The organism is Cellulosimicrobium sp. TH-20 (assembly GCF_002105775.1).
GTDB lineage: Bacteria > Actinomycetota > Actinomycetes > Actinomycetales > Cellulomonadaceae > Cellulosimicrobium > Cellulosimicrobium funkei.
Genome location: NZ_CP020857.1, coordinates 1462631 through 1479509 on the forward strand (window position 1 = coordinate 1462631; position 16879 = coordinate 1479509).

The window sequence follows — 16879 nt, forward strand, 5'->3', positions numbered from 1 at the left end:
GCATGGGGAACGTGACGTGCGACGTGGCGGTGTCGGTGGACGGGTACTCCTCGCGCCCCGACCAGACGCTGGAGCACCCGTTCGGCGCGGGCGTGGACCTGCATCGGTGGATGGTCGAGACCGCCGACGAGAACGCGGCGGAGATCGCCGCGATCGTCGACGCGGGGGCGTTCGTCATGGGCAGGAACATGTTCACGCCCGGGCGAGGGGAGTGGGACCCGGACTGGCAGGGCTGGTGGGGCCCGGAGCCGCCGTACCACGCGCCGGTGTTCGTGCTCACGCACCACCCGCGCGAGCCGCTCGTCCTGGAGGGCGGGACGACGTTCTTCTTCGTCACCGACGGCGTCGCGTCAGCCGTCGCGCAGGCGCGGGAGGCCGCGGGGGACCGGGACGTCGCGATCGCGGGCGGGGCCGCGACCATCAACCAGGTGATCGCGGCGGGGCTGCTCGACGAGCTCCGGCTGCACGTCGTGCCCCAGGTCCTCGGCCACGGCGACCGCGTGCTCGACGGCGTCCCGCCCCTCGCGCTCGAGACCGTCGCCGTGCGGGCGGCGTCCCAGGTGACCCACGTGACCTACCGCGTGCGGGGGCCGCTCGGCTGACGCGTCTCCCGGCGGGCGGCTGTCCCGGCAGGGGACTCAGCCGAGCACGGCGAGGAGGAGCGGCGCCGCGACGACCAGCACGACCACCGATCCGAGCACGACGACCCGCCGCCACGGGCCGACGTCGTCCCGCGCCCGGCGCTCGCGCGTCCGGTCGGTCCACGCCGCGCCGTCGTACCAGCGCTCGCTCCCCGAGCCCGGTGCGTCCGCGTACCACCCCGCCGGTGCCTTGCGCACGTCGCCTCCTCGCGTCCCGGTCCGGTGAGCCCTCGCACGACATGTGTCGCGGGCCCTCTGTCTCTGACACGCAGCGACGCCCCGAGAGGTTCCACCCGAGCGGGAGGACGGGGAGGAGGTGCGGCACACTGTGCGCGTGGAGGACACCCCGGAGGCGCGCAGCGGCCCCGAGCTCGACCCGGTCGGGGCGTGGGGCCTCGTGGTCAGCCTCGTGCTGGGCGGGGTCGCCGCCGTGCTGTCGCTCGTCGGCTACCTGGTCGACCTGCCGCCGTGGCTCGTGGGCGTCTGCCTGGGTGCCGCGGTCCTCGGGGGGATCGCCGCCGCCGTCTTCTCCGCGCGCCTGGCGCGCCTCGAGCAGAGGTCGGCCGGGCGTGTGCTGTGGGAGACGGTGACGGCCCCGGTCCGGTTCGTGCTCGACGTCCTGTTCTAGCCCGTCACCCGAGGCGTGACGGCCCGCGCCCTACAGCTGGGCGACCTGCGCGGCGCCGTCGGTCGCGATCTGCTCGAACACGCGCTCGTCGGCCGCGAACTGGGTGCCCGGGATGGGCCGGTGGACGACGATCTCCGTGATGCCGGCCTCCGCGTACCCGTGCGCCGTCTCGACGAACGCGTCGACCGACTCCAGCGCGGGGTCGGGCGTGAAGCCCGTGAGCAGGATGCGCTCCACCGACGCCGGGTCGCGACCGGCGTCGCGGCAGGCGGCGTCGAGCCGCTCCACCTGGTCGCGGACGGCGGCACGCGACTGCGCCGGGGTCGCGTCGTCCCCGAGGCGGCCGTCGCCCGTCGTCACCCACGCCTGCCCGTAGCGCGCGGCGAGCCGCAGCCCGCGCGGGCCGGTCGCGGCGATCGCGAAGGGCACCCGGGGCGACTGGACCGGGCCGGGGATGGTCCGCGCCTCGTGCGCCCGGTAGTGACCCTCGTCGTGCGTGACGGCGGGCTCGGTGAGCAGGCGGTCGAGCAGGATCGTGAAGTCGCGCAGCCGGTCGGCGCGCTCCCGGGCCGACCACGGCTCGCCGCCGAGGACCGTCGCGTCGAAGCCCGTCGTCCCCGCGCCCAGGCCGACGGTCACGCGCCCGCCCGACAGGTCGTCGAGCGTCATGACGTCCTTCGCGAACGTCACCGGCTCGCGGAAGTTCGGCGAGGACACGAGCGTGCCCAGCCGCACCCGCTCGGTGACGCCCGCCGCGGCGGCGAGCGTCGGGACCGCGCCGAACCACGGGCCGTCGCGGAACGACCGCCACGACAGGTGGTCGTACGTGTAGGCAGCGTGGAACCCGAGGTCGTCGGCGGACCGCCACACGTCCCGGCCCTCGCGCCACGGGTAGATCGGCAGGATCACGGTGCTCACGCGCATGGTCGCCAGCCTAGGGACAGCGGCCCACGCTGTCCGCCTGCCGGGTGTATCGCAGGAACGGCGTGGTCGTCCCCTCCGGGCACAGGTCGACGTCCGTGGCGAGCGCCCGGCCCGTCTGCGCGAGGAAGCGGCAGACCGCGTCGAGGGTGTGCTGGTCGTGGATCTCCCGGGCGTCGACGTCGAAGGCGATCTCGTCGTCGGGCCACAGGAACAGGTTGACGGAGACGCCGGGGGCGAGGCGGACGAAGGCCGTCGGGAGCGCGTGGTCCGCGGCGCGGTGGAGTGCGCCACCGTCCCACGGCCGGCCGTCCCGCTCGACGGACCAGCCGAGCGCGCGGTACCGCTCGACGAGCCGCGCGCCGTCGGACGCCCGGCTGCCGCGCACGAACCCGTCCGGCAGGCGCCCCTCGACGCTCTCGTCGAAGGACCTCGCGAGGTCACGCCAGAGGATGCGCACGCGGCGAGACTAGCGGGCGCCGGTCACGTGCCCCGTCTACCGTGGCGAGGTGATCCAGCACACCGTTGCCTTCCGCCTCGTCCACCCCGCCGGCAGCGCGGAGGAGGCCGAGTTCCTCGGCACCGCCCGCACGACGCTCACCGGGGTCCCGGGCGTCCGGGACTTCACCGTCTCGCGCCAGGTGAGCCCGAAGAGCCCGCTGACGTTCCAGTTCTCCATGGTGTTCGACGACGACGCCGCGTACGCCGCGTACGACGCCCACCCGGACCACCGCCGCTTCGTCGCTGAGCGGTGGATCCCCGAGGTCGCGGAGTTCCAGGAGCTCGACCTCGTCCCTCTGGCGGACTGACCGCACCGCGTCCGCCGTGACCAGCGAGGTAGGACGTCCGGGCGCGAGGTAGAGCTCTGCGCGTCCTCGTTCGCGACCGCACGTCCTACCTCGCGGAAGGGCGTCGTGCGGGCGGGGGCGGGCGCGCGGTGTGGCAGGGTGACGGCATGACCCAGATCGACCTGCGCATCTTCACCGAGCCCCAGCAGGGCGCGTCGTACGACGACCTCCTCGCTGTCGCGAAGGCCACCGAGGACCTCGGTTTCGACGCCTTCTTCCGCTCCGACCACTACCTCGTCATGGGCGACGGCGACGGGCTGCCCGGCCCGACCGACGCCTGGACGACGCTCGCCGGCCTCGCCCGCGAGACGAGCCGCATCCGGCTCGGCACGCTCGTGTCGTCGGCGACGTTCCGCCACCCCGGCGTGCTCGCGATCCAGGTCGCGCAGGTCGACCAGATGTCGGGCGGCCGCGTCGAGCTCGGCCTCGGCGCGGGCTGGTACGCCCGTGAGCACGAGGCGTACGGCATCCCGTTCCCGGAGAAGCGGTTCGGGATCCTCGAGGAGCAGCTCGCGGTGATCACCGGGCTGTGGGAGACGCCGGTCGGCGAGACGTTCTCGTTCAGCGGCGAGCACTACACGCTCACGGACTCCCCGGCCCTGCCGAAGCCCGCCCAGGAGCGCGTCCCGGTGATCGTCGGCGGACACGGGCCCCGGCGCACCCCGGCGCTCGCGGCCCGGTACGCCAGCGAGTTCAACGCGGCGTTCCCCGACCCGGGCGTCCTGCCCGACCGGTTCGAGAACGTGCGCGCCGCGTGCCTCGACGCCGACCGCGACCCCGACTCGCTCGTGTACTCGGCGGCGTTCGTCGTCGCGGTGGGCAAGGACGAGGCGGAGTTCCGCCGTCGGGCCGACGCGATCGGGCGCGAGCCCGACGAGGTCCGCCGCAACGGCCTGGCCGGCACGGTCGGCGAGGTCGCGGACAAGATCGCGGCCGCCGCGGAGCAGGGCGCGACGCGCTTCTACCTCCAGGTGCTCGACCTGCACGACCTCGACCACCTGGAGCTCGTCGCGAGCGAGGTCGTGCCGCAGCTGCCGTGACGTCGGCGCCCACGGGTCGCCCCGGAAACACCGCCGTGACGTCGGGCCACTACCCTGCACCGGGGGTTTTTTCACACGGGCTTCACGGACGGGAGAGACATGAGCGCCATCGGGTGGCGGTTGCACGGTGACGGGAAGACGGTCCGACCGGGGGACGTCGTCGACCCGGACGAGCGTCTGACCTGGCCGCGGACCATCGGGATCGGGATGCAGCACGTCGTCGCCATGTTCGGCGCGACGTTCCTCGTGCCGCTCCTCACGGGCTTCTCGCCCGCGACGACGCTGTTCTTCTCGGCGATCGGCACGGTCGGGTTCCTGCTCATCACGCGGAACCGCCTCCCGAGCTACCTCGGGTCGAGCTTCGCGTTCATCGCGCCGATCGGCGCGGCGACCGCGTCCCAGGGTCAGTCGGTCGCGGTCGGCGGGATCCTCGTCACGGGCCTCGTGCTCGCGGCCGTCGGTCTCCTGGTCCACGTCGCGGGCGCGCGGTGGATCGACGTCGTCATGCCGCCGATCGTCACGGGCACGATCGTCGCGCTCATCGGGCTCAACCTCGCCCCGGCGGCGTGGGGCAACTTCCAGCAGGCGCCGGTCACGGCCGTCGTCACGCTCGCCGCGATCATCCTCGTGAGCGTCCTGTTCAAGGGGATCCTCGGGCGGCTGTCGATCCTCGTCGGCGTGGTCGTCGGCTACATCGTGGCCGTGATCCAGGGCGAGGTGTCGTTCGACGAGGTGCGGAAGGCTGCCTGGGTCGGGCTCCCGGAGTTCGTCACGCCGACGTTCGACGTCGCCGTGCTCGGCCTGTTCGTCCCGGTCGTGCTCGTGCTCATCGCGGAGAACGTCGGGCACGTGAAGTCGGTCGCCGCGATGACGGGCAAGAACCTCGACGACCTCACCGGTCGCGCGCTCTTCGCCGACGGCCTCGCGACGACGTTCGCGGGGGTCGGCGGCGGCTCGGGCACGACGACGTACGCCGAGAACATCGGGGTCATGGCCGCCACGCGCGTGTACTCGACCGCGGCGTACTGGGTCGCGGCGGCGACCGCGCTGGTGCTCTCCCTGTCGCCGAAGTTCGGCGCGCTCATCGCGACGATCCCGGTTGGCGTCCTGGGCGGTGCCGCGACGATGCTCTACGGCATGATCGGCATCCTCGGTGCGCGCATCTGGGTGCAGAACAAGGTCGACTTCTCCGACCCGGTCAACCTCACGACCGCGGCCGTGCCGCTCGTCGTCGGCATCGCCAACTTCACGTGGGCCGTGGGCGACCTGACGTTCGAGGGGATCGCGCTGGGCACCGCCGCGGCGCTCGTGATCTACCACGTGATGCGGAACCTCTCGCGGTGGCGCGGCACGACGCAGGAGCCTGCGAGCCCGGCGTCGGCCCCCGGGGGCGACGAGCCCGCCGTCCACGAGACGGTCGAGGACGCCCGCTGACGCGACGCGCGGGAGCGGCCTCCTCGGAGGCTCCACGGAGACGACGGCCCGGCAGGCGCGAGCCTGCCGGGCCGTCGGCTAGAGGCGCAGGCCCAGGACGAGGCCCTCGGCGACGTCGAGCCGGGTGAAGCCGAGGTGCTCGTAGAAGCCGATCGCGGACGCGTTGTCCTCCGCCACGCCGAGGTGCACCCCGGGCGACCCGGCGGCGCGCAGCGCGTCGAAGAGGACCTCCATGAGGCGGCGGCCGTTGCCGCCGCCCTGGGCCGACGGCAGCAGGTCGACGTGCAGGTGCGACGGGTAGTCGCCGAGCACGGACGGGTCCGTGCGGTGCGGGCGGTGGATCTGCTCGACGAGCGCCTCGTCGCGCGACCCCGCGGGGAAGCTCCCGAGGGGGTAGCGTTCCCGGAGCGGCGGCCACCACTCGCGCTCGCACCGGTCCTCGAACGCGGCGGTGTCGCGGGCGCCGAGCACGTAGCCGGCGGCGACGCCGTCGGCCTCGACGACGGACGCCAGGCCCGGCTCGAGCGCGAGGTACGCGCCGAGGTAGACCTCGCCGAGCAGGCGCTGGTCGGTGTAGAGCCCGCTCGCGTCGGCGCCGGACGCACCGGTCCGCAGGCAGATCTCGTACAGGCGGTCGACCTCGGCGGGGTCGGTGGTCCGGGCGGGCCGGAGGGGCAGGGTGCTCATGGGTACCGTTCGGCGGTCAGGGTGCCCGGCGGGCGCCGGGCCGGGACGTGCTAGCCCTCGGCGGGGGGCACGGGCAGCGGGCGGGGCGTGATCTCCTCGATCGGGACGCACCCTGCACGGCTCTCGAGCGGGACGTCGCCGGACAGGCCGACGAGCTCCGGGTCCACGATGTTCTCGAAGTCGGCGCCCACGTAGAGGTCGACGGTCGCGTCCTCGCGCGCGTCGAGCACGAGACCCGGGTTCTCGTAGTGCGCGGCGAGGGTGTACGCCTGCGCGACGCCCGCGGCACCGAAGTGGATCTGCGTGCGCGACACGACGTCGGACTTCCCGTCGCCGTCGAGGTCCGGGGCGTTGCCCGTCGAGAGCACCGCGAACCCGCGCGACGTGAGGATGTCCTGGTTGAGCCGGCCCAACGGGTCGTCCTTGCCGGACGCGTTGTAGACGTTGACCTGGATGTCGCCCGTGGCGACGGGCAGGGTGCCGTCCGCGAGGCAGGGGACCTTGACGTCCGCGAGGTCGTCGACGGCCTCGGGGGAGGACAGCTCCCGGTCGAACGGCGCCTCGATCGCGCCGGTGTACACGGCGAGGGCGCCGATCCCGACGACGGCGAGCGCCGCGATGAGCAGCCCGAACACGACTGCCTGGCGCTCGTGCATGCGCCGGCGGCGGACGGCGCGCGCGGTGTCGGGGCGGAGTGTCACGCCAGCAACCTACCGGACCGGCCGCTCATCGCAGCGTCAGCACGCGCGCGTGCAGGATCGCCCGCTGCTGCAGCGCGGCGCGGACGGCGCGGTGCAGGCCGTCCTCCAGGTAGAGGACGCCGTCGAACTCGACCACGTGCGCGAAGAGGTCGCCGAAGAACGTGGAGTCCTCGGCGAGGAGCGCGTCGAGGTCGAGCGTGCGCTTGGTGGTGACGAGCTCGTCGAGGCGCACCTGACGCGGGGGCACCTCAGCCCAGTCGCGGGCGGTGACCCGGCCGTGGTCCGGGTAGGGGCGCCCGTCGCCGACGGCCTTGAAGATCATGCGGGACATCCTAGGTGCCCGACGGCGCGCACCGCCCCCGATGGCGGGGCGCCGGTCACGCACTCGTCACGAACTCCCCACGGGAACCGACGGGCTCGTCCGCGACCGCCCGGACCGGCGGCCGGGCGTCAGGAGATCGTTAGCGTCGCGCCCCCACCCGTATGGGTCCCGTGAGGACGGGCTCCGCCGCGCCGGAGCGGGTGTTCGATCGTCGTCGGCGCCCCGTCCGGTGGGCGCCCGGCCCCCCGACCGGGGGCCGTCGGTCTCGACCTGGGGACGTCTCGTGCTCGACATCGTCTACGTGCTCGGCGTGATCGCCGTGTTCGTGCTGGTCGCCGGAATCGGGAAGGCGGTGGAGAAGCTGTGATCGTGCTCGAGCTCCTCGCCGTGGCTCTCGGTGCGGCGGCGATCGTGTATCTCGTGGTGGCGCTCGTGAGACCGGAGCGCTTCTGATGACCTGGATCTTCGCGCTCCTCGCGCTCGGGACCGTCGCCCTGGTCCTCGCGGCGCTCTACCGCCCGCTGGGCGACCACATGGCGCGGGTCTACTCCTCGCCGAAGGACTGGCGGGTCGAGCGGGGCCTGTACCGCGTCCTGGGCGTCGACCCCCGCTCCGAGCAGACGTGGCCCGCCTACCTGCGCAGCATCCTCGCGTTCTCGGCCGTGGGTCTCGTGCTGCTCTACCTGCTCCAGCGCACGCAGCAGTGGCTCCCGTACTCGCTCGGGCTGCCCGCGCCGTCGGAGCACCTCGCCTTCAACACGGCCGCGTCGTTCGTGGGCAACACGAACTGGCAGTCGTACTCGCCGGAGCAGACGCTCGGCTACACCGTGCAGCTCGCCGGGCTCGCGGTGCAGAACTTCGTGTCCGCGGCGGTCGGCATGGCGGTCGCCGTCGCGCTCGTGCGGGGCTTCGCGTACCGCCGGGTCGGCACGATCGGCAACTTCTGGGTGGACCTCGTGCGCGGGTGCCTGCGCATCCTGCTCCCGATCTCCCTCGTCGGCGCGGTCGTGCTGCTGGTCGGCGGCGTCGTCCAGAACTTCGACGGCTTCACGCAGGTCACGACGCTCGCGGGCGGCACCCAGAGCGTGCCGGGCGGGCCGGTGGCCTCGCAGGAGGTCGTCAAGCTGCTCGGCACGAACGGCGGCGGGTTCTTCAACGCGAACTCGGCGCACCCGTTCGAGAACCCGTCGGCGTGGACGAACGTCGTCGAGGTCCTGCTCATGCTCGTCATCCCGTTCTCCCTGCCGCGCACGTTCGGCCGCATGGTCGGCGACGACCGCCAGGGCTACGCGATCCTCGCGACGATGGGCGTGCTCTTCGTGGCGTCGTTCGTCGCGCTCACCGCGCTGGAGTCCGCCGGGAACGGCACCGCGCCGCAGCTCGCCGGGGGTGCGATGGAGGGCAAGGAGGCGCGGTTCGGGATCATCGGCTCGACCCTCTTCGCCACCACGAGCACCACGACGTCGACCGGCGCGGTCAACTCGATGCACGACTCCTACACGGCGCTGGGCGGGATGCTCCCGCTGCTCAACATGATGCTCGGCGAGGTCGCCCCGGGCGGCGTCGGCTCCGGGCTGTACGGGATGCTCGTGCTCGCCGTCATCGCGGTCTTCATCGCGGGCCTGCTGGTCGGTCGCACGCCGGAGTACCTGGGGAAGAAGATCGGGCCGCGCGAGATCAAGCTCGCGAGCCTCTACATCCTCGTGACGCCGACGCTCGTGCTCGCCGGCACGGCCCTGAGCTTCGCGATCCCGCCCGTGTGCGAGAGCGTCGAGACGGTGTCGATCTGGAACCCCGGCGTGCACGGCACGACCGAGGTGCTGTACGCCTTCACGTCCGCGGCCAACAACAACGGGTCGGCGTTCGCCGGGCTCACCGCGAACACCCCGTGGCTCAACACCGCGCTCGGCGTCGCGATCCTGCTCGGCCGGTTCGTGCCGATCGTCCTCGTCCTCGCGCTCGCGGGCTCGCTCGCGCAGCAGGACAAGGTGCCCGCCACCGTCGGCACGCTGCCGACCCACCGCCCCCAGTTCGTGGGGCTCCTGATCGGCGTGGTGGTCCTCCTCACCGCGCTCACGTACTTCCCCGTTCTCGCGCTGGGTCCCCTGGCTGAAGGGCTGCTGTAACCCATGTCCACGCTCACCCACCCCTCCCCGCGCGCCGTGCGCCAGCCGGCCGCGACCACCGGCGGCCTGTTCACCTGGTCGCAGGTGCGCCAGGCGCTGCCCGGCGCGTTCCGCAAGCTCGACCCGCGCCAGATGTGGCGCAACCCCGTGATGTTCCTCGTCTGGGTCGGGGCCGCCCTCACCACCGTGATCGCGGTCGTCGAGCCGTTCCTCGGCGGCCCGGAGGAGTCGGGCGGCACGCCCGTCCCCGGGTCCTTCACGGCGGTCATCGCCGTGTTCCTCTGGCTCACGGTCCTGTTCGCCAACCTCGCGGAGTCGGTCGCCGAGGGCCGCGGCAAGGCCCAGGCCGACTCGTTGCGCCGGACCCGCACCGCGACCGTCGCGCACCGGGTCGCCGCGTACGACGAGACGGGCGACCCCGGCGCCCTGCGCGCCCGCGCGGTCGAGGTGTCCTCGGCCGACCTGCGGCTGGGGGACGTCGTCGTCGTCGAGGCGGGGGAGCTGGTCCCCGGCGACGGCGAGATCGTCTGGGGCATCGCGTCGGTCGACGAGTCCGCGATCACGGGCGAGTCCGCACCGGTGATCCGCGAGTCGGGCGGCGACCGGTCCGCCGTCACCGGCGGCACGCGCGTCCTGTCGGACCGCATCGTCGTGCGCGTCACCTCGATGCCGGGCGAGACGTTCGTCGACCGGATGATCGCGCTCGTCGAGGGCGCGAGCCGGCAGCGCACGCCGAACGAGATCGCGCTGAGCATCCTCCTCGCGTCGCTGTCGATCGTGTTCGTCGTGGTCGCCTTCACGCTCAACCCCGTCGCGTCGTACGCGGCGAGCCCGGTGAGCGTCGCGGTGCTGGTCGCGCTCCTCGTCTGCCTCATCCCGACGACGATCGGCGCGCTGCTCTCGGCGATCGGCATCGCGGGGATGGACCGCCTCGTGCAGCGCAACGTGCTCGCGATGTCCGGCCGCGCGGTCGAGGCGGCGGGCGACGTCACGACCCTCCTGCTCGACAAGACGGGCACCATCACCTACGGCAACCGGCAGGCCGCGCGGTTCGTCGCGCTGCGCGACGTCGACGAGCGCGAGCTCGTCCGGGCCGCCGCGCTGTCCTCGCTCGCGGACCCGACGCCGGAGGGCACGTCGATCGTCGAGCTCGCGCGCCGCGGGGGCCTCGACGTCGGGCCGACCGCGCCGGGCGAGATCGTGCCGTTCACGGCGCAGACCCGGATGTCGGGGCTCGACGAGCCGGACGGGACCCAGATCCGCAAGGGCGCCGGCTCCGCCGTGACGGCGTGGGTCGAGCAGGGCGGCGAGCGGGCGGCGTCGAGCGTGCTCGCGGAGCTCGACGACGTCGTGGAGGAGGTCGCGCAGTCGGGCGGCACGCCGCTCGTCGTCGCGGTGCGGACGCCGGACGGCGTGAGCCGCGTGCTCGGCGTCGTCCACCTCAAGGACGTCGTCAAGGAGGGCATCGCGGACCGCTTCGCCGAGCTGCGGTCGATGGGCATCCGCACCGTGATGATCACGGGCGACAACCCGCTCACCGCCGCCGCGATCGCGCAGGAGGCCGGCGTCGACGACTTCCTGGCCGAGGCCACGCCCGAGGACAAGCTCGCGCTCATCCGCGCCGAGCAGGAGGGCGGCAATCTCGTCGCCATGACGGGCGACGGCACGAACGACGCGCCCGCCCTGGCGCAGGCCGACGTGGGCGTCGCGATGAACTCCGGCACGTCGGCCGCGAAGGAGGCCGGCAACATGGTCGACCTCGACTCCGACCCGACGAAGCTCATCGACGTCGTGCGCATCGGCAAGCAGCTCCTCATCACGCGCGGGGCGCTCACCACGTTCTCGATCGCCAACGACGTCGCGAAGTACTTCGCGATCATCCCCGCGATGTTCATGGGCGTGTTCCCCGGCCTCGAGGTGCTCAACGTCATGGGCCTCAGCTCGCCGTCGTCGGCGGTGCTGTCGGCGATCGTCTTCAACGCGATCGTCATCGTGCTGCTCATCCCGCTCGCGCTGCGCGGCGTGCGGTACCGGCCCGCCGACGCCTCGACGATCCTCGGGCGGAACCTGCTCGTCTACGGCGTCGGCGGCCTCGTGGCCCCGTTCGTCGGCATCTGGCTCATCGACCTCGTCGTGCGCCTCCTTCCCGGCTACTGACCCGTACGACGACCAGGAGAACCCCCATGAACACCACGGCACGCAGCACCGGGCGGGTCGTCTGGGTCGCGACCCGGGCGATGCTCGTCCTCACCCTCCTCCTCGGCGTCGGGTACACGCTCGTCGTCACGGGCGTCGGGCAGCTCGTCCTGCCCGCGCGCGCCGACGGCTCGCTCGTGCACGACGGCGCGGGCCGGGTCGTCGGGTCGGCCCTGCTCGGGCAGGCGTTCACCGACGCCGACGGCGACCCCCTGCCCGAGTACTTCCAGCCCCGGCCGTCGGCCGCGGGCGACGGGTACGACGCCGCGGCGTCGTCGGGCTCGAACCTCGGTCCCGAGAACGAGGACCTCGTCGCCGCGATCACGGAGCGGCGCGCCCAGGTCGCGGAGCTCGAGGGCATCGACCCGGCCGACGTCCCCGTGGACGCGCTCACGGCCTCGGGCTCCGGGCTCGACCCTCACATCAGCCCGGCCTACGCCGCCGTCCAGGTCGACCGCGTCGCGGCGGCGCGCGGTCTGACCACCGCGCAGGTCGAGGAGCTCGTCGCGCGGCACACTGGGGGGCGTGCGCTGGGGTACCTCGGCGAGCCGACGGTGAACGTGCTCGAGCTCAACGTCGACCTGGACCGGATCGGAGGCTGAGCATGGCGCGCGGACGGCTGCGGGTCCTCCTCGGCGCGGCGCCCGGCGTCGGGAAGACCTACGCCATGCTCGAGGAGGGCCGCCGTCTGCGCGACGAGGGCCGGGACGTCGTGGTCGCGGTCGTGGAGACCCACGGCCGCGCCGCGACGGCGGCCATGGCGGAGGGCCTCGAGGTGGTGCCGCGCGTCCGCGTGACCCACCGGGGCGTCGCGCTCACGGACCTCGACCTGGACGCCGTCCTCGCGCGGCGCCCGGACGTCGCGCTCGTCGACGAGCTCGCGCACACGAACGCGCCGGGCCTCGCCCACGAGAAGCGCTGGCAGGACGTCGACCGGCTGCTCGACGCCGGGATCGACGTCATCTCGACCGTCAACATCCAGCACATCGAGTCGCTCAACGACGTGGTCGAGAAGATCACGGGCGCCGTGCAGCGCGAGACGATCCCCGACGCCGTCCTGCGCGGCGCCGACCAGATCGAGGTCGTCGACCTCGCGCCCCAGGCGCTGCGCGACCGCCTCGCGGGCGGGTACGTGTACCCGGCCGAGCGCGTCGACGCGGCGCTGTCGAACTACTTCCGCCTCGGCAATCTCACCGCGCTGCGCGAGCTCGCGCTGCTCTGGCTCGCCGACGAGGTCGACGCGGCGCTCCGGCTCTACCGGACCGAGCACGGGATCGACAGCACCTGGGAGGCGCGGGAGCGCGTCGTCGTGACGCTCACGGGCGGCCCGGAGGGGGAGACGCTCGTGCGGCGCGGCGCCCGGATCGCCGCGCGGTCGGCGGGCGGCCAGCTCCTCGCGGTGCACGTCACGACGCAGGACGGCCTGCGCGACGCGGCCCCCGGCGCGCTCGCGCACCAGCGCGCGCTCGTCGAGCAGCTCGGCGGGACGTACCACCAGGTCGTGGGCGACGACGTCCCCACCGCGCTCGTCGAGTTCGCCAAGGGCGTCAACGCCACGCAGCTCGTCATCGGGGTCTCGCGCCGGGGCAGGCTCGCGTCGGCCCTCAGCGGCCCCGGCATCGGCGCGACGGTCACGCGCGAGGCGGGCAACATCGACGTCCACATCGTCAACCACGCCGCCGCCGGGGGAGGGGCACGCCTGCCCCGCTCGGGCGGCGCGCTCACCCTGCGGCGTCGCGTCGCGGGGTTCGTCCTCGCGCTCGTCGGCGGACCGCTGCTCACCTGGCTCCTCGTCACGGCGCGCGACGAGGACACGCTCGTGACCGACGTCCTGGCGTACCAGCTGCTCGTCGTCGTCGTCGCGCTCGTCGGGGGCGTCTGGCCCGCGGTCTACGCCGCGGTCCTGTCGGGCGTCACGCTCGACTACTTCTTCGTCGAACCCCTGCACACGATCACCGTGGGCGAGCGGTTCCACCTCGTGGCCCTCGTCCTGTACGTCGTCATCGCCGTGCTCGTGAGCGTCGTCGTCGACCGCGCGGCGCGCACGACGCGCGCGGCCCGGCGGGCGGCCGCGGAGTCCGAGGTGCTCGCCACGGTCGCGGGCAGCGTCCTGCGCGGGCAGGACGCCGTGCAGGCCCTCGTGAGCCGGGCGCGCGAGGCGTTCGGCATGGTGGGGGCGCGGCTCGTCGTCTCCGGGACGGAGCTCGCGGCCGACGGCGACCCGGGGGCTGGCGCGCCCAGCACCACGGTGCGCGTGGACGACCGGGCGGACCTCGAGCTGTTCGGGCCGGACCTCGCCGCGTCCGAGCGGCGCCTGCTCAACGTCATCGCGGTCCAGCTCGAGGCCGCGCTCGAGCACAGCGACCTCGCCGAGGTCGCGAGCGAGATGGACCAGCTCGCCGAGTCCGACCGCGTGCGCAGCGCGCTGCTGTCGGCGCTGAGCCACGACCTGCGCCGTCCGCTGAGCGCCGCGACCGCCGCCGTGAGCGGCCTGCGCTCGACGCGCGGCGCGCTCAGCCCTGCCGACCGGGACGAGCTGCTCGCGACCGCCGACGAGAGCCTCGGCGCGCTCGGCACGCTCATCACCGACCTGCTCGACGTCAGCCGGCTGGAGGCGGGCGTCCTCGGGGTGTCGCGCACCGAGGTCGAGCCGGCCGACGTCGTGCTGCCCGCGCTCGACGAGCTCGGCCTGGGGCCCGCCCAGGTGGAGCTCGACCTCGAGCTCGACGTCCCCGCGGTCGTCGCCGACCCCGTGCTGCTCCAGCGCGTGCTGGTCAACCTGCTCGCCAACGCGACGCGGCACTCGCCGCGGGACGAGCGCGTGCGGATCTCGACGAGCGCGTTCGGGGGGTCGGTCGAGATCCGCGTCGTCGACCACGGCCCGGGCATCCCGCCCGAGCGGCGCGAGGACGTGTTCGTGCCGTTCCAGCGCCTCGGCGACACCGACAACACGACCGGCCTCGGGCTCGGCCTCGCGCTGTCGAAGGGGTTCGTCGAGGGCATGGGCGGCACGCTCACCCCCGAGGACACCCCCGGCGGAGGGCTCACCATGGTCGTGGCCCTGCCCGCCGCGGGCCCGACGCCCCACCCCGACGCACCGGAGACCAGCGCGCCATGAAGATCCTCATCGCCGACGACGACCCGCAGATCCTGCGCGCCCTGCGCATCACCCTCACCGCGCAGGGCTACGAGATCATCACGGCGACCTCGGGCTCGCAGGCGATCGCACGCGCGATCGACCACCGGCCCGACGTCCTCATGCTCGACCTCGGCATGCCCGAGCTCGACGGCCTCGACGTGATCCACGCCGTCCGGGGCTGGTCGGACGCCCCGATCCTCGTGGTGTCCGGGCGCACGGGCGCCGCCGACAAGGTCGAGGCCCTCGACGCGGGAGCCGACGACTACGTCACGAAGCCGTTCTCCATCGAGGAGCTGCTCGCCCGCATCCGCGCGCTCACGCGCCGCGTCGCGCACGAGGACTCCGCGCCGGTCGTCGTGCTGGGCGACGTGACGGTCGACCTGTCGGCCCACAGCGTCGTGCGCGTGCGCGACGGCCAGACCGAGCAGGTGCGGCTCACCCCGACGGAGTGGCAGGTGCTGGAGCGGCTCGTCCGCAACCCGGGCAAGCTCGTCACGCGGCAGACGCTGCTCACGGAGATCTGGGGCTCCCAGCACGTGAGCGACACGGGCTACCTGCGCCTGTACGTCGCGCAGCTCCGCAAGAAGCTCGAGCCGGAGCCGGCGGCCCCGCGCTACCTGCTCACCGAGGCGGGCATGGGCTACCGCTTCGAGCCGGACCCCGGGGCGCCGACCGCGGCGTCCTGAGGGCCGTCCGCGGGCGGCTTCCCGACGGGCGGCGACCACGCCCGTCGGGAGGCCGTGAGGATCCGGGCGCGGGCCGTGTGCGTTCCGTCAGGCCCGGTTCCCGCCCCCGCCGCGCGCGGTAGACCGGAGTCATGACTCTCGTGCACACCGCGTTCTCCGCCCGGCTCGCCGCGCTGCGCGGCGCTCCCTCGTCGGCCTGGCCGGGCGGCACCGTCCTCGCCCCGCACGACGTGCTCGTCGACGGGACGAGCCTCGCCGCCTGCGCCCGGCTGCGCGCGACCCCGACCGTCCACGTGCCCGCGAGCGCCGACCCGGGCCGCGTCGGGCGGCTGTGGGAGGCGTCGCCGCGGTGCGTCGTGCTCGCCGGGGTGGAGGACGTCGTCCCGCGCCTCGGGGGCCACCACCGGCAGGTGTGGCTCGACGCCGACCTCGACGCGTGCGGCGCGGTGGTCGAGGAGGCCCGGCTCGTCGGCCGCGTCTCGGCGACGCCCCTGCGCCGTTTCACCGTGCACCCCGCACCCGGTCGCGCCGGGGGCGTCGCGCGGCTCCCCGAGGACCTGCGGCGTGGTGACGTCGTCGCGGTCCCGTGCCCCGGCGTCGTCCACGAGCGCGAGCTCCGGCGCTGAGCGGGAGCCGCGGGCCGTGAGGGGACCGCTACGGTGTCACGGGGCCCGCGGCGTCGTCGACGAGGCGCGCGAGCTCGCGCACGACCGCACCCGGCAGGGCCGGAGGGAAGAGCAGCGCGCGCTGCCGCTCGCCCGCCCGCCAGCCGTCGCACGCGAGCGCCGCGAGCACGAGGGACGACGGCGCGCCCTCCTCCCGCCACGCGCGCAGCACGTCCGCGTGGACGGTGTGCTGGCCCTCGGGCACGTCGTCGCGCGCCACCCCGCCGAGGGCGTAGAGGCGCAGGAGCGCCGCCGCCTTGCGCGAGTCGTCGAGCGCCGCGACCGACGCCGCGACCGCGGCGCGCGACGGGTCGAGCCGCAGCGGCGAGAGGTCGTCGAACCCGGACTGCACGACCTCGATCGCGACGTCGTCGACCAGCGTCTCCGCGTCCCCGAACATCGACCGCAGGGTCGACTCGCTGCGGTCGCACCGCCGCGCGACCGCGGCGAAGGTGACGTTCTCGACCCCCTCCTCGAGCGCGACCCGCAGCACCGCGTCCACGAGCGGGCGCTCGTCGTCGCGGAACGGGTCCTCGTCGAGCTCGACGTCGCGGAACACGACGGCGCGCGCGGGCGGCCGGACGTCGGCGTACCGGGAGAGGTCGTCGACGAGCTCGTCCCACTCCGTCTCGGTGAACCGGTACGCGTCCTGGTACAGGCCCAGCCACGTGCCCTCGAGCGCGAGGGCCGCGACCCACGTGCGCGGCTCGCGCGCTCCGGCACCCTCGGTCGGCTCCCGCGTGGGGATCGCGTCGACCCACTCGTGCAGGGTGGCCCTGGCCGAGCGCGTCGCGTCGCTCCGGTCGGGCGTGGACATGACCGTCACCTCCGTGGTCGGAAAAGGT

The 16879-nt window shown here is 74.1% G+C and carries 20 protein-coding genes; 13 read left to right on the forward strand and 7 right to left on the reverse strand.

Translation table 11 applies throughout. The annotated features are described in order from the left end of the window. The first annotated feature begins 2 nt into the window (after positions 1 to 2). Entirely contained in the window at positions 3 to 602 is a 600-nt protein-coding gene (locus B8281_RS06510) for a dihydrofolate reductase family protein (protein ID WP_085387282.1), read from the forward strand. A gap of 36 nt (positions 603 to 638) precedes the next feature. On the opposite strand, the gene B8281_RS19455 is transcribed toward B8281_RS06510, so the two are convergent. Then, the gene (locus B8281_RS19455; protein ID WP_021482786.1) at positions 639 to 839 is read right to left on the reverse strand and encodes a DUF2510 domain-containing protein; all 201 of its coding nucleotides are present in this window, start codon (positions 837 to 839) and stop codon (positions 639 to 641) included. A gap of 136 nt (positions 840 to 975) precedes the next feature. On the opposite strand from B8281_RS19455, the gene B8281_RS06520 reads away from it, so the two are divergent. Continuing rightward, entirely contained in the window at positions 976 to 1269 is a 294-nt protein-coding gene (locus B8281_RS06520) for a hypothetical protein (protein ID WP_157446597.1), read from the forward strand. Between the two features lie 30 nt (positions 1270 to 1299). Here the strand turns inward: B8281_RS06520 and B8281_RS06525 are convergent, their stop codons facing one another. Continuing rightward, on the reverse strand, positions 1300 to 2193 hold the full coding sequence (locus B8281_RS06525) for an LLM class flavin-dependent oxidoreductase (protein WP_085387285.1): 894 nt from the start codon (positions 2191 to 2193) through the stop codon (positions 1300 to 1302). Positions 2194 to 2203: 10 nt separating this feature from the next. Then, complete coding sequence (locus tag B8281_RS06530) at positions 2204 to 2650, reverse strand: hypothetical protein (protein ID WP_043652274.1); 447 nt, start codon at positions 2648 to 2650, stop codon at positions 2204 to 2206. A 49-nt stretch (positions 2651 to 2699) separates the two neighbouring features. Here B8281_RS06530 and B8281_RS06535 point away from each other — a divergent pair, with 49 nt between their 5' ends. The 3 genes from B8281_RS06535 (at position 2700) to B8281_RS06545 (ending at position 5512) form a co-directional block, all read left to right on the forward strand. Beyond that, the gene (locus tag B8281_RS06535; protein WP_021480414.1) at positions 2700 to 2999 is read left to right on the forward strand and encodes a Dabb family protein; all 300 of its coding nucleotides are present in this window, start codon (positions 2700 to 2702) and stop codon (positions 2997 to 2999) included. 155 nt (positions 3000 to 3154) lie between these two features. Further along, positions 3155 to 4078 (forward strand): LLM class F420-dependent oxidoreductase, encoded by a 924-nt coding sequence (locus B8281_RS06540; RefSeq protein WP_031315298.1) that lies wholly within the window; start codon positions 3155 to 3157, stop codon positions 4076 to 4078. Between the two features lie 99 nt (positions 4079 to 4177). Beyond that, positions 4178 to 5512, forward strand: coding sequence for a uracil-xanthine permease family protein (locus tag B8281_RS06545; RefSeq protein WP_085387286.1), 1335 nt, complete (start codon positions 4178 to 4180; stop codon positions 5510 to 5512). A gap of 78 nt (positions 5513 to 5590) precedes the next feature. Here B8281_RS06545 and B8281_RS06550 read toward each other — a convergent pair whose 3' ends face one another. The 3 genes from B8281_RS06550 to B8281_RS06560 are packed head-to-tail and all read right to left on the reverse strand — an operon-like array spanning position 5591 to position 7222. Beyond that, positions 5591 to 6199, reverse strand: coding sequence for an N-acetyltransferase (locus B8281_RS06550; protein WP_085387287.1), 609 nt, complete (start codon positions 6197 to 6199; stop codon positions 5591 to 5593). Positions 6200 to 6249: 50 nt separating this feature from the next. Then, on the reverse strand, positions 6250 to 6900 hold the full coding sequence (locus tag B8281_RS06555; RefSeq protein WP_043652283.1) for a LytR C-terminal domain-containing protein: 651 nt from the start codon (positions 6898 to 6900) through the stop codon (positions 6250 to 6252). 25 nt (positions 6901 to 6925) lie between these two features. Then, on the reverse strand, positions 6926 to 7222 hold the full coding sequence (locus B8281_RS06560) for a type II toxin-antitoxin system VapB family antitoxin (protein WP_021480409.1): 297 nt from the start codon (positions 7220 to 7222) through the stop codon (positions 6926 to 6928). A 229-nt stretch (positions 7223 to 7451) separates the two neighbouring features. On the opposite strand from B8281_RS06560, the gene B8281_RS19460 reads away from it, so the two are divergent. The 8 genes from B8281_RS19460 to B8281_RS06595 all read left to right on the forward strand — a co-directional run bounded on the left by B8281_RS19460 (position 7452) and on the right by B8281_RS06595 (position 15995). Then, complete coding sequence (locus B8281_RS19460) at positions 7452 to 7589, forward strand: hypothetical protein (RefSeq protein ID WP_163188684.1); 138 nt, start codon at positions 7452 to 7454, stop codon at positions 7587 to 7589. Next, complete coding sequence (locus B8281_RS19225) at positions 7586 to 7675, forward strand: potassium-transporting ATPase subunit F (protein ID WP_021480408.1); 90 nt, start codon at positions 7586 to 7588, stop codon at positions 7673 to 7675. Before B8281_RS19460 ends, B8281_RS19225 begins: the two co-directional genes overlap by 4 nt. After that, positions 7675 to 9348 carry a potassium-transporting ATPase subunit KdpA gene (kdpA, locus tag B8281_RS06570; RefSeq protein ID WP_085387288.1) on the forward strand — a complete coding sequence of 558 codons (1674 nt, stop codon included), beginning with the start codon at positions 7675 to 7677 and terminating at the stop codon, positions 9346 to 9348. The genes B8281_RS19225 and kdpA overlap by 1 nt, the downstream gene beginning before the upstream one ends. A 3-nt stretch (positions 9349 to 9351) precedes the next feature. After that, positions 9352 to 11505 carry a potassium-transporting ATPase subunit KdpB gene (gene kdpB / locus B8281_RS06575; protein ID WP_085387289.1) on the forward strand — a complete coding sequence of 718 codons (2154 nt, stop codon included), beginning with the start codon at positions 9352 to 9354 and terminating at the stop codon, positions 11503 to 11505. 26 nt (positions 11506 to 11531) lie between these two features. Continuing rightward, positions 11532 to 12146 carry a potassium-transporting ATPase subunit KdpC gene (gene kdpC, locus B8281_RS06580; protein WP_061268974.1) on the forward strand — a complete coding sequence of 205 codons (615 nt, stop codon included), beginning with the start codon at positions 11532 to 11534 and terminating at the stop codon, positions 12144 to 12146. Between the two features lie 2 nt (positions 12147 to 12148). Beyond that, entirely contained in the window at positions 12149 to 14662 is a 2514-nt protein-coding gene (locus B8281_RS06585; protein ID WP_085387290.1) for an ATP-binding protein, read from the forward strand. Beyond that, on the forward strand, positions 14659 to 15369 hold the full coding sequence (locus B8281_RS06590) for a response regulator (protein WP_021483553.1): 711 nt from the start codon (positions 14659 to 14661) through the stop codon (positions 15367 to 15369). Before B8281_RS06585 ends, B8281_RS06590 begins: the two co-directional genes overlap by 4 nt. 131 nt (positions 15370 to 15500) lie before the next feature. Beyond that, the gene (locus tag B8281_RS06595; protein WP_085387291.1) at positions 15501 to 15995 is read left to right on the forward strand and encodes a hypothetical protein; all 495 of its coding nucleotides are present in this window, start codon (positions 15501 to 15503) and stop codon (positions 15993 to 15995) included. A gap of 28 nt (positions 15996 to 16023) precedes the next feature. Here B8281_RS06595 and B8281_RS06600 read toward each other — a convergent pair whose 3' ends face one another. After that, positions 16024 to 16851 carry a hypothetical protein gene (locus tag B8281_RS06600; RefSeq protein WP_061268970.1) on the reverse strand — a complete coding sequence of 276 codons (828 nt, stop codon included), beginning with the start codon at positions 16849 to 16851 and terminating at the stop codon, positions 16024 to 16026. Positions 16852 to 16879: the final 28 nt, after the last annotated feature.

Excerpts from the sequence above, each read along its gene's own strand:
- B8281_RS06510 (WP_085387282.1), top strand. The coding sequence starts at position 3 with ATGGGGAACGTGACGTGCGACGTGGCGGTGTCGGTGGACGGGTACTCC.
- B8281_RS06525 (WP_085387285.1), bottom strand. The coding sequence starts at position 2,193 with ATGCGCGTGAGCACCGTGATCCTGCCGATCTACCCGTGGCGCGAGGGC.
- B8281_RS06545 (WP_085387286.1), top strand. The coding sequence starts at position 4,178 with ATGAGCGCCATCGGGTGGCGGTTGCACGGTGACGGGAAGACGGTCCGA.
- B8281_RS06550 (WP_085387287.1), bottom strand. The coding sequence starts at position 6,199 with ATGAGCACCCTGCCCCTCCGGCCCGCCCGGACCACCGACCCCGCCGAG.
- B8281_RS06560 (WP_021480409.1), bottom strand. The coding sequence starts at position 7,222 with ATGATCTTCAAGGCCGTCGGCGACGGGCGCCCCTACCCGGACCACGGC.
- kdpA (WP_085387288.1), top strand. The coding sequence starts at position 7,675 with ATGACCTGGATCTTCGCGCTCCTCGCGCTCGGGACCGTCGCCCTGGTC.
- kdpB (WP_085387289.1), top strand. The coding sequence starts at position 9,352 with ATGTCCACGCTCACCCACCCCTCCCCGCGCGCCGTGCGCCAGCCGGCC.
- kdpC (WP_061268974.1), top strand. The coding sequence starts at position 11,532 with ATGAACACCACGGCACGCAGCACCGGGCGGGTCGTCTGGGTCGCGACC.
- B8281_RS06585 (WP_085387290.1), top strand. The coding sequence starts at position 12,149 with ATGGCGCGCGGACGGCTGCGGGTCCTCCTCGGCGCGGCGCCCGGCGTC.
- B8281_RS06590 (WP_021483553.1), top strand. The coding sequence starts at position 14,659 with ATGAAGATCCTCATCGCCGACGACGACCCGCAGATCCTGCGCGCCCTG.
- B8281_RS06595 (WP_085387291.1), top strand. The coding sequence starts at position 15,501 with ATGACTCTCGTGCACACCGCGTTCTCCGCCCGGCTCGCCGCGCTGCGC.
- B8281_RS06600 (WP_061268970.1), bottom strand. The coding sequence starts at position 16,851 with ATGTCCACGCCCGACCGGAGCGACGCGACGCGCTCGGCCAGGGCCACC.